Origin of the sequence: Pontibacter oryzae (assembly GCF_003576375.1) — a bacterium.
Lineage (GTDB): Bacteria > Bacteroidota > Bacteroidia > Cytophagales > Hymenobacteraceae > Pontibacter > Pontibacter oryzae.
In genome coordinates, this window is record NZ_QWGE01000003.1 from 184,526 (window position 1) to 197,336 (window position 12,811).

11 protein-coding genes are annotated in these 12,811 nt (G+C 51.6%); 7 read left to right on the forward strand and 4 right to left on the reverse strand.

Translation table 11 applies throughout. The features are described from left to right. The first annotated feature begins 6 nt into the window (after positions 1-6). The 4 genes from D1627_RS09540 (at position 7) to D1627_RS09555 (ending at position 5,130) form a co-directional block, all read left to right on the forward strand. A complete protein-coding gene (locus D1627_RS09540) occupies positions 7-3,051 on the forward strand; it encodes a PAS domain-containing protein (protein ID WP_119432028.1) in 3,045 nt (1,014 codons plus the stop codon). Between the two features lie 14 nt (positions 3,052-3,065). Further along, positions 3,066-3,473 (forward strand): response regulator, encoded by a 408-nt coding sequence (locus D1627_RS09545; RefSeq protein WP_119432029.1) that lies wholly within the window; start codon positions 3,066-3,068, stop codon positions 3,471-3,473. Between the two features lie 161 nt (positions 3,474-3,634). Beyond that, a complete protein-coding gene (locus tag D1627_RS09550; protein ID WP_119432030.1) occupies positions 3,635-4,465 on the forward strand; it encodes a hypothetical protein in 831 nt (276 codons plus the stop codon). A 197-nt stretch (positions 4,466-4,662) separates the two neighbouring features. After that, on the forward strand, positions 4,663-5,130 hold the full coding sequence (locus D1627_RS09555) for a hypothetical protein (protein WP_119432031.1): 468 nt from the start codon (positions 4,663-4,665) through the stop codon (positions 5,128-5,130). Between the two features lie 74 nt (positions 5,131-5,204). Here the strand turns inward: D1627_RS09555 and D1627_RS09560 are convergent, their stop codons facing one another. Beyond that, the gene (locus tag D1627_RS09560; RefSeq protein ID WP_119432032.1) at positions 5,205-5,789 is read right to left on the reverse strand and encodes a hypothetical protein; all 585 of its coding nucleotides are present in this window, start codon (positions 5,787-5,789) and stop codon (positions 5,205-5,207) included. A gap of 163 nt (positions 5,790-5,952) precedes the next feature. Here D1627_RS09560 and D1627_RS09565 point away from each other — a divergent pair, with 163 nt between their 5' ends. Beyond that, entirely contained in the window at positions 5,953-7,101 is a 1,149-nt protein-coding gene (locus D1627_RS09565) for a methionine aminotransferase (protein WP_119432033.1), read from the forward strand. A gap of 80 nt (positions 7,102-7,181) precedes the next feature. Beyond that, positions 7,182-7,958: an amidohydrolase gene (locus D1627_RS09570; protein WP_119432034.1), complete on the forward strand. Its 777-nt coding sequence runs from the start codon at positions 7,182-7,184 to the stop codon at positions 7,956-7,958. Here the strand turns inward: D1627_RS09570 and D1627_RS09575 are convergent. Next, complete coding sequence (locus tag D1627_RS09575) at positions 7,942-8,334, reverse strand: hypothetical protein (protein ID WP_199688411.1); 393 nt, start codon at positions 8,332-8,334, stop codon at positions 7,942-7,944. The two genes, D1627_RS09570 and D1627_RS09575, sit on opposite strands and share 17 nt — an antisense overlap. Then, complete coding sequence (locus D1627_RS09580; RefSeq protein ID WP_158607167.1) at positions 8,334-10,568, reverse strand: T9SS type A sorting domain-containing protein; 2,235 nt, start codon at positions 10,566-10,568, stop codon at positions 8,334-8,336. The genes D1627_RS09575 and D1627_RS09580 overlap by 1 nt, the downstream gene beginning before the upstream one ends. A 150-nt stretch (positions 10,569-10,718) precedes the next feature. On the opposite strand from D1627_RS09580, the gene D1627_RS09585 reads away from it, so the two are divergent. Further along, positions 10,719-12,017 carry a UDP-N-acetylmuramoyl-tripeptide--D-alanyl-D-alanine ligase gene (locus D1627_RS09585; RefSeq protein WP_119432036.1) on the forward strand — a complete coding sequence of 433 codons (1,299 nt, stop codon included), beginning with the start codon at positions 10,719-10,721 and terminating at the stop codon, positions 12,015-12,017. Positions 12,018-12,127: 110 nt separating this feature from the next. On the opposite strand, the gene rfbC is transcribed toward D1627_RS09585, so the two are convergent. Next, the gene (gene rfbC, locus D1627_RS09590) at positions 12,128-12,670 is read right to left on the reverse strand and encodes a dTDP-4-dehydrorhamnose 3,5-epimerase (RefSeq protein WP_119432037.1); all 543 of its coding nucleotides are present in this window, start codon (positions 12,668-12,670) and stop codon (positions 12,128-12,130) included. Positions 12,671-12,811 lie beyond the last annotated feature (141 nt).

The window sequence follows — 12,811 nt, forward strand, 5'->3', positions numbered from 1 at the left end:
TTTATCATGGAAAAAGCACCTTCTTATACTTCTGCAGCAGACTTTGTGGCGCTATTTGAGTCACTGCCAGGTTTGTACCTGCTTTTATCACCCGATTTACGAATACAGGCGGCTACCAAAAGTTACCTGAGAGCCATTAACGCCGATGAGCATGAGATTATAGGCAAGTATTTTATGGATGCCTTTTCCAGCACCTCGTTCCCGGCTAACTCTTCTGCTTTAGGCGAGATAGAGATAGCCCTGGTGAAAAGCGTAACCGAGAAAGACACCACCACATTGGAGCAACTTCGCCTGGATGTATTGGCAGGGCAGGAAGCATACTGGGAGGCAACCAATACGCCGATGTTTGACGCTGAAGGCAAACTAACCTACATTCTGCAAGAAGTGCGCGACATTACCAAGAAAGTGTTTGCAGAGCGTGAGTTCGCCTCCACCCAAGACAACCTGCTGATCATGTCGAAAGTGGCTGGCGTTGTAGTATGGGAATGCGATGTGCCCGCCAACAAGCTGGTCTGGAGTGATAGCTATAAAGAGATTTTCGGTTATACCGACAGTGACCTGATTACAACCCTGGATGTTTGGGACGAGCAAGTGCACCCTGATGACTTCCCGCAGCTGCGCAACAGCCTGAACAACGCGCTCTTGAACGGGCAGAAATCATGGACTGGCGAGTACCGCTACCGCCGAGCTGATGGAACTTACGCAGATGTGTTCGACCATGGCTATATTTTCTATGACCCACAACAAAAGCCCCTGCGCATGCTGGGGTCAATAGTGGATATAACCAACCAGAAAAAACACGCACATGAGGTAAAGGAGAGCAATGAACGCTTCGAGCGTGTAGCCATGGCCACAAACGACGTAATATGGGATTGGGACCTGGTAAACCAAACCGTGTGGTGGAACGAAGGTTTCAAGACTTTGTTTGGATACGATGATGCGGTTCTGCTGCAGGAGCCAGGACCTGAATCATGGACGAACCGCATTCACCCTGATGACATAGGTACCGTCAGCGACACTATACATCATACGATAGATCACGGCAGCGTGTGGCAGGCAGAATACCGCTTTCGCTGCCAAAACGGCGCCTATAAACTAGTGCTTGACAAGGGCTACGTTATCCGGAACGAGAAAGGCGAATCGGTGCGCATGGTTGGTGCCATGGTGGACATAACGGAGCAACGCGAAACCGCCCTAAAGCTTCAGGCATCCATGGCCCGCACCCAAGATGTTCTGGAATCATTGCCTTTGATGACTTGGACAGCAACTCCTGAAGGCAACGTAGATTATTACAGCTCTCGCTGGTACGACTATACAGCTGCTAGCTTTGATGAGCTCAAAAACTGGGGATGGGAGCACTTTATCCACCCGGATGATTGGGAGATAACGAAAAAAGTATGGTTGAAATCCCTGAAAGAGGCCTCTCCCTTTCACCTTGAAAACCGCTGGCTTAGCAAAAGCGGCGAATACCGCTGGTTTTTGGCTCGCGCGCTGCCGATCTACGATAGTGCTGGCAACATTACCATGTGGGTCGGCTCACATACCGACATTGAAGAGCAGAAGCAGATGATGCTGAAGCTGGAGGACAGCAACAGTAAGTTTATGATGTTAGCGGAGTCTATCCCTCATATTGTGTGGAGCGGAAACCCTGACGGACATGTGGACTACTTTAACCAACAGTGGTACGACTACACCAAAATGACGCAGGAAGAGACGCTGGGTTTTGGCTGGGGACCATCGCTGCACCCCGACGACCAACAACCCACCGTAAACGACTGGCTACACTCCATGCGCACCGGCGAGAAGTACGAGCGAGAGCTGCGCCTGCGCGACATCAACACCGAGGACTACCGCTGGTTTCTGGCACGTGCCCTCCCTCACCGCAATGCCGAAGGGGAGATAGTTAAATGGTTCGGAACAGCCACCTACATACATGAGCAAAAGTTACTTCGCGAGAAAGTAGAGGAATCCGAGAAGCAGTTCCGGTTCCTGGCCGAGTCTATCCCGCAGCTGGTTTGGACCACGCGCCCGGACGGATATACGGACTATTTTAACAAACGCTGGTACGAGTACACGGGCATGAAGCTTGAAAATAGCTTAGGTGATGCTTGGAACACTGTGCTGCACCCGGATGACCAAAAGCGAGCCATTGAACGCTTCCAGTATTCTCTCCGCACCGGTGAGTACTATGAAATAGAATACCGCATCAAGAATGGGTATAATGACACTTACCGCTGGTTTCTGGGCCAGGGCATGCCGATGCGCGATGAGCAGGGGAATATAATCAAATGGTTCGGCACCTGCACTGACATTGAGGATCACAAGCGCGCGGAGGAGGAGCTGGTGGAAAAGAACATTGAACTAGAACGCATCAACCAGGACCTGGACAGCTTTGTATACACAGCCTCTCATGACCTGAAACTGCCGATCATTAACATGTCCGGCATCTTTGACGAGTTGATGAATGATGCAACGTTCAACGACCCGGACGCCCCGAAGCTAATCGAAATGTTCAACAAGTCTCTAAAGCAGCTGCACAACACCATTTACGACCTAAGTGAGGTAGTGCGTATACAGCGCACGAAAGACCATAAACTGGATGACATAGACCTTAACGAAACAATAAAGGATGTGCTGACAAGCGTACAAGATCAGATCGATAGTATGGGGGCCAAAGTCTCAGTTGACTTCTCTGCTGTAGATAAAGTGCCGTTTACACGCTCCAGCCTAAAGAGTATACTTTATAATTTGGTGAGCAATGCCTTAAAGTATCGCTCCCCGGACCGTATGCCGGAAATTAGTGTTACATCTGCCCTTAAGGCTGATTACATAGAACTGAAAGTACAGGACAATGGACTGGGCATCGACATGAATAAACACGAGAGCAAGCTATTCCAGATGTTTAAGCGATTCCATAGCCACGTAAAAGGCTCAGGACTAGGATTATACATTGTAAACAGGCTCTTAAGCAACCACGGCGGCTATATCAACATCGAAAGCTCCGTAAACGAGGGTACTACCTTTTACCTATACTTTAAACTGAAGAAATAACACTGATATAGAACATGAGAAGGCTCAATACCATACTGCTTATCGATGATGATGACACCACAAACTACCTGAATCATCGTTTACTTAACCGCCTGGAGGTCGCTCCGGACATACGTGTCGTGATGAATGGCGAAGAAGCCATTGACTATTTGAACAAGTCGTTTGCCAGCGTGGATGGCTACCCACGCCCTGACCTTATCTTTGTGGATATCAAAATGTCGGTAATGGATGGCTTTGAGTTTCTGGAAGAGTACCAGCAGTATGCCGATGCGCAGAAGCGTGAGATAGTGCTGCTCATGCTCACATCCTCTGCCAGCTTCTATGACCTGGAAAAGCTGAAGCACTTCCCGGACGTGCGCAGGCATTACTCCAAGCCGCTGGCTGAAGCCGATGTACGCGAAATTTTGCACGAGTTCTTTTAAACGCCTACACAACCCAAACGCAAGGCACCTCTCTAGAGGTGCCTTTTTATTTCTGCAAGGTGCTGTATTTCAACTATAGCTTTACTAATACCGTACAATTTAATGCCCGCCATTGCGCAGGTACCGAAATGTAGAACACCAAATAAGACAGAAACAGCGTTATGGAAAATAACCCAGAAAATAGAAGCAGAGAAAATCGAAACAACCAGCAAATTGGCCGCGATTTATATAACAAAGAGCACCAACCTAACAGCCCGCAGGGCCAGCAACGCTACGGATACCGTGGCCAGGACGACAGACAGTGGGGCGAAGGCAACTACTTCCACACAGGGCCAAGCCCACGCGGTGCCCAAGACAAGCCAGAGCAACGCTACGGCGAGAATTACCAGCACGACCGCCGCAGCACCTATGCCCAAGACCGAAACGCTCACCTAAACGACCATTACGGCTCCGAGGCAATGAGCTCTTACCGCAACGAGCGCAGCCGCATCGACCACGGCGACCGCGGCAGTAACTACCAGCACAGCCAGGAACATAGCATGCGGCGCCCGCACACACCAGGCGGCTCGTTGCAAGGCAACCGCTCCGATGTGCACGGCTATCAGAACGACCAATGGCGCGAAGGCCCAGGCAGCCGTAGCCGCTACAAGGAAGATGACTTTAGGTATGGCAGTGGCTCCCACAACTGGTACACAGAAGGCCGCTACACACCCGACAGCGACGCCACAGCCCCGCATCCACGAGACCATCGCGGTTTTATGGAACGCGTAAAGGATACCTGGAACGATATCTGGCACTCCGATGATCCAGGCTATAACCCGCCCCACCATCAGTCGCAGGCAAGCCGTTCAGACTCCCGAGAGCGCTACGGATCGGAACAGTATCGCAACCGTAACTTTGACAGAGGCTATGAGGGTGGGCCACGCTGGGCTGACGAAGGCGACTCCGGCAAGGATAATTACTATGATAATATTAACAAGGACCGACGCTAAAACGTATAAACTTTAGATTAAGTAGAATTGGTAGTAGATTAAGTTTTAGTTAGTGAAATAGTAAAGCCGGCCTGATAGCCGGCTTTGCTATTTCACATTTTTATGCGTATCTTAAAAGGAACCTCCTGATTATCAAGCCGTACATTATTTAGAGATTAGATCAATCCGGAAAGAATTATTTATCTAAGAAATTAACTATGCATAACGAAGAGCACGACCCTAGGCACCCGCACCATTGGGAGCACCAGCGCCATCGCCGTGAAGAGCAGCACCACAAGCACCATCAACACCCGGAGAACTTTAATGACTTTGGGAGCAGATGGGGCGAGCCCGCCCCACGACTTACCAGAGACCACTCCGATTGGCAGCCACGTAATACTGACCGCTTCGAGGAAGAAGGCAGATACCATAGAGAGGAAGATTGGCTACCTGAAGGCCAGCGCCGGCATCAGCACCCGCAGCGATATCAGCACCACCCGCAGCAGCATTATCACCCCATGAATCAGCAACAGCCACATGAGCCCATTTGGCGCCAGCGCGACGTGCACTTTGCCCCAAGCAACCAGCGTGTTGAAGATAGATGGCACGAGGACCCTACTATGCCTTACCCGCAACGCCGCCAGCCACGCCACTACGATGGTTTCTGGCAGGAGTATGAGGACTAGGAAGTATAAACACAAAGCACAGATGATAAAAGCCGGACTTATCCGGCTTTCGTTTTTTGTGGCTGCTTACACGTTTAAAAATGCTTCCTGATGCCCACGCCTACCGATATTAACTCTGGCAGCCCCGGCACCATGTTTACCGATAACTCTGTGTTTTGCTTAAGCATATAATTATACTCAAACTCTCCGCCATACCAGTAAAACTTATATTGCCAGCCGCCACTTCTACTAAAATAGCCGTCGTCCTCGTAATCCTGCATTTTGTTCCAGTCTTGGCGGTATACTAGTGTAGGGCCAAACCCACCGTTTACAGAATGCCGACCACTCTGCCAGATTACTCCGCGCCAGCCCAGGTGTGTAAACCCTGCAAACTCGGCGGCACAGTCAGCATACAGTCCCTGCTCCACCCGGATGCTCAGCCTATCGCGCCATACAAAGCGCTCATAGCCTACAATCCCGCCCAGGTTCAGCACAAAAATTCCGTTATCATCCAGCCGGTTAGGGAACAGGGATGGGTTTCTTACTTGCCTGATGTGCCCGGAAAGCCCAAAAAATTTGAGCGTTACCGCATTTTTAAGCATAGTACTCTCCTGAGCCAGCGCCGGAAACTGGCTGCAAAGTATAAAAAGCCATAAAACTACACTTCTCACCTTCTGCATATACTAGGTTTATACTTGTTGCATTATAAACAAGTATAAACTTTCAGTAAACTATTAAGGGCGAGCGCAGTACACTTTGCAAAGCTCTCCCGTTTATTCTTCCGAAAAAGCGCTAACTTAGGTTTAGGTTATACTTGGCCTCGCGCTATCTTATACGTACCATATGATATCATACCCTACAAGCAAACTCCCTGATATTGGCTCCAGTATTTTTTCGGTGATGACTGGGTTGGCCAATGCCAGCCAGGCCATTAACCTTTCGCAGGGCTTCCCCGATTTTGACTGCCCGGAGCAACTGGTACAGCTAGCGGCAAAGTATATGCACGAAGGCTTTAACCAATACGCTCCCATGGCCGGCATGCCGCAACTGCGCCATCAAATCAGCTTGAAAACCGGGAAACTCTACGGCTACCAACCAGACCCGGAAACAGAGATAACGGTAACCTCTGGGGCCACCGAGGCGCTGCATGCAGCCATTACTGCCGTTGTAAAGCCCGGCGATGAAGTTGTGGTGCTGGAGCCCTGCTATGATAGCTATGTGCCTGTTATACGTTTGTGCGGCGGCGTGCCTGTTTTTGTATCGCTGGCCTTGCCAGATTTCTCGGTGGATTGGGACCAGGTGAAAAAACGACTTTCTTCCCGTACCCGGCTCATTATCATTAATACGCCGCATAACCCTACTGGCGCCATACTTACCAGGCAAGACATGGACATATTGGCAAACCTGATTAATAGCACCGACATACTCGTGCTGAGCGATGAAGTATACGAGCACATGGTTTTTGACGAGCAGGAGCACTACAGCGTGTTGCAGCATCCGGGCTTGCGGGAGCGCAGCTTTGTAGTATCATCCTTTGGCAAAACGTATCACACAACGGGTTGGAAAATTGGGTATGCCGTGGCTCCTGCTCCGCTTACCGCCGAGCTGCGCAAGATGCACCAGTTCATAACATTTAGTACAGCTACGCCTCTGCAATTGGCCATCGCCGATTTTATGGATGAGGAGGCGCATTACCTGGAGTTGCCGGCTTTCTACCAGGCCAAGCGCGATTATTTTATAGCACAGCTGCAAGCATCTCGTTTCGAATTTATACCTTCGGCGGGCACCTATTTTCAGTTGGCCAGGTATAGCAACATTACTGCAGAACATGATCTGGAGTTTGCTCGCCGCCTCACTACAGAAACCGGCGTGGCAGCTATACCTGTTTCAGCTTTCTATCACGACAAGACCGACAATAAGTACCTGCGCTTCTGCTTTGCCAAAAGCGAGGAAACCCTGAAAGCTGCCGGCGAGCGGCTTGCCAAAGTATAAACCTAGGAGACCATTAGTTTTTGGAGATGCAACGGGGCAAGCGACGCGCTTAACTTTTAAATTTAAGAATCATACTTCCGATGAACTTACGTGTAACAATCATACAAACCAGCCTGCACTGGCAGGATGCATTGGCGAATCGCCACATGTTCAGCCAAAAGCTGGAAGCAGCGCAGCCCAAAACCGACCTGATTGTGCTACCCGAAATGTTTACCACTGGCTTTAGTATGGATGCGGAAAGGCTCGCCGAAAAGGCTGATACCACCACACTTGCCTGGATGCAGCAAGAAGCCCGGAAGTATGACGCTGTGCTAACAGGCAGCGTGATGGTGCGCGAGGGAGAGCAACACTTCAACCGTTTGTACTGGGTTAGGCCCGATGGCAGTTATACCAAGTATGATAAAAAGCACTTATTCCGGATGGCCAAAGAGCACCATACATACAGCCCTGGCCAGGAGAGGTTAATTGTAGAGCTAAAAGGCTGGAAAGTATGCCCGCTGGTTTGCTATGACCTGCGCTTCCCGGTATGGAGCCGCAACAGCCACAACGCCTATGACCTGCTACTGTACGTAGCCAACTGGCCTAAAGTGCGCAGTTTGCCTTGGCGCACGCTGCTACAGGCCCGCGCCATCGAGAACCTGGCTTACGTAGTGGGCGTGAACCGCATGGGCACCGACGGCAACAACCACCCCTATTCCGGCGACTCTGCCATCATTCACCCCAAAGGCCACCACCTGCTGGATACTTCCGAAGCCGAAGGCATTCATACGTTGCAGCTAAGCAAAACGGAGCTGGATGCGTTTCGGGAGGCTTTCCCAGCGCATTTGGATGCAGACGGCTTTACGCTACTGAGCTAAGAAACCGCTTAACTTCTTCCAACACCTGCCCTGGCTCAACTTTCAAGTAGCGCACATGCGGCCTGGCATCAAACATTCTTCGCAGCCGGGCGTGCTCGCCTTCTAAAATCACCAGACGCTGCGGCCCTTTCCGGAAAATCTCTTCCAGCAAAGGCATCAGGCTGCCCAGGTTTTTGGTGCTTTCATCCGCTTTTATACAGACAATGCTTTGCGTTGCCTCGCGCAGCATGCGGCGCGCATAGTGCTGCAAAAGCTCATCAGAGGTGGTATCCAGGTCCAGCACTGCTATGTTGGGGAACGCCTGCCGCACCTGCGCTACCACGGGTTTCTGGTAGGCACCGGAATCCGTCAAATCAAAGTATAAAAAAGCCTGCATTAGTACACCATCAGTTTGGCAGAAGTATGCTTTCCGGTTTCGGATACGGCCCGCACAATGTAAACCCCCGACTGCAAGGCTGGCAACGCTAAGGTATGGCTGCGGCTATACTTGCCAGTGCTCTCTAATACGCGCTTGCCCACCATATCATACATTTCTACTTGTACCGGCTCTGATGCCTGCACACGCACGGGCTGCTCGCCTGCTTTCAGGTATGGGTTGGGGTATACTTGCAGCGTTAAGCCATTGGTTTCAGGGTTGGCGACATTGCCTGCCGTTTGCTCCAGCAAGTATAAACCGCCGCCTTTGCTGCCCAGTGCCAGGTAAAGCTTGTTCTCGCCGCCCAGTGGGGCTACGGTTATACTTAGCCCAAAGCCTAAGCACGTGGCCTGTACCTGCTCCGTTAGCTTGTTCTCCAACACCTCAGTTTCGGCGGTAAACGTGGCGTTTAGATCCTGTGTGATGTTGCGGTAGATGCGCAGCTCCCCCGACTCATCCACGGTTAGCAGGTCAAAGTTTCCGTCGCCATCCAGGTCGTGCACGGCAGGGTACAAAAAGCGGCGCGTAAAATTAAAATTGATGCCACCGAAGCTGCTATCCTCCAGGGTAAAGGCCGGAGCGGTAATAGAACCTGTATTGCGGTAAAACTCCAGGTTGCTGGCGGCTTTCCCAAGTATAAGGTCCAGGTCGCCATCGTTGTCGAGGTCCGCGAAAGCCGGCGAGGAGCCATCCTCCACCTTCAGTAAGGTTTGCAGGTAAGCCAGGTCGTAAACGGCGGGTTGTCCTTTTTTAGCCAGGTTTTGCAGATAAGCAATCCGTGTAGAGCCCGCCTGCAAGCCTTTAAAGGTAAGTATAAGGTCGGTGGTGCCATCGCCGTTTATGTCGGCAAACGCGGGTTTCAGGTTATAAACCTGCTGCGCGTGCAGGCCCAGAAAATCATTGGTAACAAGTTCATACGTTGCCTCGGTGGCAGTGCCGGTGTTGCGGTAAAAGCTGAGCGAGGCACCATAGCGCTTGTTTCGGTAATCCGCTGCGTTGCCTATCAGCATGTCCAGGTCGCCGTCTGCATCCATGTCGGCAAAAGCCGGGAAAGCGCCCTCGCCCAGGTCAATCATCTGGTTCTGCAGAAAATCGTCCTGCACAAAATTAAATTGCGGCTGGTCTGTGGCGCCCTGGTTTTGGTACAGCCAGTTGGATCGCTCAAAATCCATATTCCAGATATCTTGATACGCCTGCGGTGCCACCAGTAGGTCGGGCACTCCATCGAAAGTAACGTCCTCGTAATAGGCAGCAGGGTAGATGTTGAAGTTGGCAGGTTTTACGACTGGGTAGAGCGGGTTAAAACCCGTCATCACGGCGTTGCCGCTGTTTCCCTTGTTGTCAAAAATAGCCAAGTCCTCGCATTGCACGCCGCCCATCACAAGTTCTTTGTCGCCGTCGGCATCGGTATCCAGCAACAATAGAGAAGAGCCATCGTGGCCGGAGTGCATGGGCGAGGCAACGCTTTCGCCTTCGTAGCCGGCGCAGTATTCCCCAAACTTAAAGTTGTTACAGCCCTCGCACTCGGTAATTCCGCCCCACCAATCGGTTTGCTGCACAAAGCTTAGCGTGCCGCAGGGCTGGTTTGTTTCGGATTGCACGTTGCGGTAAAGCTCCAGGAAAAAGCCCTGCGAGAACTCCACCAGCAGCACGTCTAGGTCGCCGTCGCCGTCAATGTCAGTAATAGCGGGCACATCGGCGCTGTTCATCTGCATGTTAACCCTGCCTGAGTTATAGCGCAGTGCATCCGTTGCTAACGAAAAGCTAAGCTTGCCCTTGGCGGCCTGCTCCTGCCGGAACACCTGTATACCGAGCGGCGAGCTGGTAAAAATATCCTTCAGGCCATCGCAGTTATAATCGCGGAGCAGCACCCAGTAAGTAAGATCCTTTGGGAAAAAAGCCTCATACTCCGGGGCGTACGTATAGCGCCACTGCCCGTTTTCCTGCACGGCCAGCCAGGTAAAGGCCTTTTGCAACTGGCGGTCGAACACAAACAGGTCTTCCTGCCCGTCTTGGTTCAGGTCTATCGTAGAGAATTGGGGTGTGTTAAGGCCGCCACTCCAAGGGTCTTTCAGCGCTTTGCTCTCCACCGAAACAGGTATAGCCTGGCTCATCTGGAAGCGTAGCGGATCTTGCTGCGCCGTGGCGGTAAGGGTGGTGGCAAGTATAAACAGCAGGGTAAAAATTTTCTTCATGCACGTAAGGGTTCTATTTGATGAACGCAGGCCGGGGTACTGTCGTTTTTGTTTAATAGAATGTATATTGCCGCCAGGAGTGCCGCCGTAAAGTATAAACGCTGCAGCGCCTCCCTTAAGCATCCTGACTAAGTTAAAATTACGCATTTCATGCAGAACAGCATCGAGTTTCTATACCAAAAGTACCTGGAGTGTCGCCACGTAAGCACCGACTCCCGCGCCGACCAGGAGCAAAGTATGTTTTTCGCCCTGAACGGCCCGAACTTTAAAGGCGCCAAGTTCGCTACGATGGCACTGGAAAAAGGCGCACGCTTTGCCGTGGTGGATGATGCCAGCATGGCCTCCGACAATGTGTTTGTAGTGGAGGATACGCTGCAGGCCCTGCAGGAGTTGGCACGCCATCACCGCCGCCAGCTCAGCATCCCGGTCATCGGCATTACGGGCTCTAATGGCAAGACCACCTCCAAAGAATTGGTGCACGCTGTGCTCAGCCAGAAGTATAACACGCTTTACACACAGGGCAACCTCAATAACCACATCGGGGTGCCGCTCACGCTGCTGCGCATTACCCCGGAGCATGAAATGGCCATTATCGAGATGGGCGCCAACCACATCGGTGAGATTGCCGCGCTTTGCAGCATCGCGTTGCCCACGCATGGCCTGATCACCAACATCGGCAAGGCGCACCTGGAGGGCTTCGGCAGTCTGGAGGGCGTGGCCCGTGGCAAAAGCGAGCTTTACGTGCACCTGGACACGTATGACGGCACCGTTTTCGTGAACACTGCCAACGAGCACCTCATGCGCATGAGCCGCCGCATCACGAACAAGGTTACCTACCCTACCCCCGGCGATTATTACCACAGCGAACTGCTGGAAGCCTCGCCATACGTGGTGTACAAGGATGAGGAAGGAAGCGTGGTGCATACGCAACTGGTGGGCAGCTACAACTACGAGAACATGGCCGCGGCGGCTTGCATCGGCAAGTTTTTCGGGGTGTCTCTGGCAAAAGCAAACGAGGCCATTGCCGACTACAGCCCGGTAAACAACCGCTCGCAGGTACTGCAAAAGGGCAGCAACACCATCATTCTGGATGCCTACAACGCCAACCCAACCTCTATGGCCGCCGCCGTGCGCAACTTCGGAAGTATGAATGCCGCAAAGAAGGTGGTTATACTTGGCGATATGTTTGAGATGGGAACCGAGAGTGAGGCCGAGCATCGCGCACTGGGCGAGGTAGTAGCAGAGCAGCCTTTTGATACGGTTATACTTTGCGGTAAGGATATAAAGTATGGCGCAGAGGTAAACGAGAACTTTTTATACTTCGAGACAAAGCCGGAGTTGGAAACCTGGCTACGCAAGAACCCGATCGCAGAAAGCTACATCCTGATTAAAGGCTCTCGGGGTATGGGCCTGGAGACACTGGTCGAAAAGCTAGACGTAGAGCAATAAGCAAGTATAACTTCTATGAACAGAGAAAAGGCCAGAAGCGGTTAAACCGCTTCTGGCCTTTTCTCTAATATCTAATATCTAACGCCTAAAATCTAGCGTCTAGTGTCTCCCTAAAATGGTGAGCTGAAATCCTGCAGCAGCGGTAGCACTTCATCTTTCGGCGACACCAGCGGCTCGGCGATGCCCCAATCTATACCCAGGGCCGAGTCGTTCCAAAGTATGCCGCCTTCCGTTTCCGGGGCATAAAAATCGGTGCACTTGTACAGGAAGGTGGTGTTATCCTCCAACGCCATAAAGCCATGCGCAAAACCCTCCGGAATGTAGAAGAGGTTGTGTTTATCAGCATCCAGCACACAAGAACCATGCTGCCCAAACGTAGGTGAGTTTCTGCGCAGGTCAACAGCTATATCTAAGGCTCTGCCGCTGGAAACGCGCACTAGTTTACCCTGCGCATGTGGCGGTTTCTGGAAGTGCAGCCCGCGCAGCACGCCCTTTGCCGATACCGACTGGTTATCCTGCACGAAAACAGGCTTAATGCCCAGCGGCTCAAACCATTTCAGGCTGAACGTCTCCAAAAAATAGCCTCGTTCATCGCGAAAAACGCGTGGCTGAAACTCTACCAACCCCTCAATCGGGAAAAGTTTGTGGTCCATGATTTAAAGTATGGATTACGGATGATGCGCAACACAGCCTAAATAACTGCCTGCCTAAAAAGCCGTAAGTTAGCCATTTTGCAGTAGCATCGGAAAATTTAGAGTAAATTGCATCCATTCTTCCAACTTTGATAAAACAAC

Excerpts from the sequence above, each read along its gene's own strand:
- D1627_RS09540 (WP_119432028.1), top strand. The coding sequence starts at position 7 with ATGGAAAAAGCACCTTCTTATACTTCTGCAGCAGACTTTGTGGCGCTA.
- D1627_RS09545 (WP_119432029.1), top strand. The coding sequence starts at position 3,066 with ATGAGAAGGCTCAATACCATACTGCTTATCGATGATGATGACACCACA.
- D1627_RS09550 (WP_119432030.1), top strand. The coding sequence starts at position 3,635 with ATGGAAAATAACCCAGAAAATAGAAGCAGAGAAAATCGAAACAACCAG.
- D1627_RS09555 (WP_119432031.1), top strand. The coding sequence starts at position 4,663 with ATGCATAACGAAGAGCACGACCCTAGGCACCCGCACCATTGGGAGCAC.
- D1627_RS09560 (WP_119432032.1), bottom strand. The coding sequence starts at position 5,789 with ATGCAGAAGGTGAGAAGTGTAGTTTTATGGCTTTTTATACTTTGCAGC.
- D1627_RS09565 (WP_119432033.1), top strand. The coding sequence starts at position 5,953 with ATGATATCATACCCTACAAGCAAACTCCCTGATATTGGCTCCAGTATT.
- D1627_RS09570 (WP_119432034.1), top strand. The coding sequence starts at position 7,182 with ATGAACTTACGTGTAACAATCATACAAACCAGCCTGCACTGGCAGGAT.
- D1627_RS09575 (WP_199688411.1), bottom strand. The coding sequence starts at position 8,334 with ATGCAGGCTTTTTTATACTTTGATTTGACGGATTCCGGTGCCTACCAG.
- D1627_RS09580 (WP_158607167.1), bottom strand. The coding sequence starts at position 10,568 with ATGAAGAAAATTTTTACCCTGCTGTTTATACTTGCCACCACCCTTACC.
- D1627_RS09585 (WP_119432036.1), top strand. The coding sequence starts at position 10,719 with ATGCAGAACAGCATCGAGTTTCTATACCAAAAGTACCTGGAGTGTCGC.
- rfbC (WP_119432037.1), bottom strand. The coding sequence starts at position 12,670 with ATGGACCACAAACTTTTCCCGATTGAGGGGTTGGTAGAGTTTCAGCCA.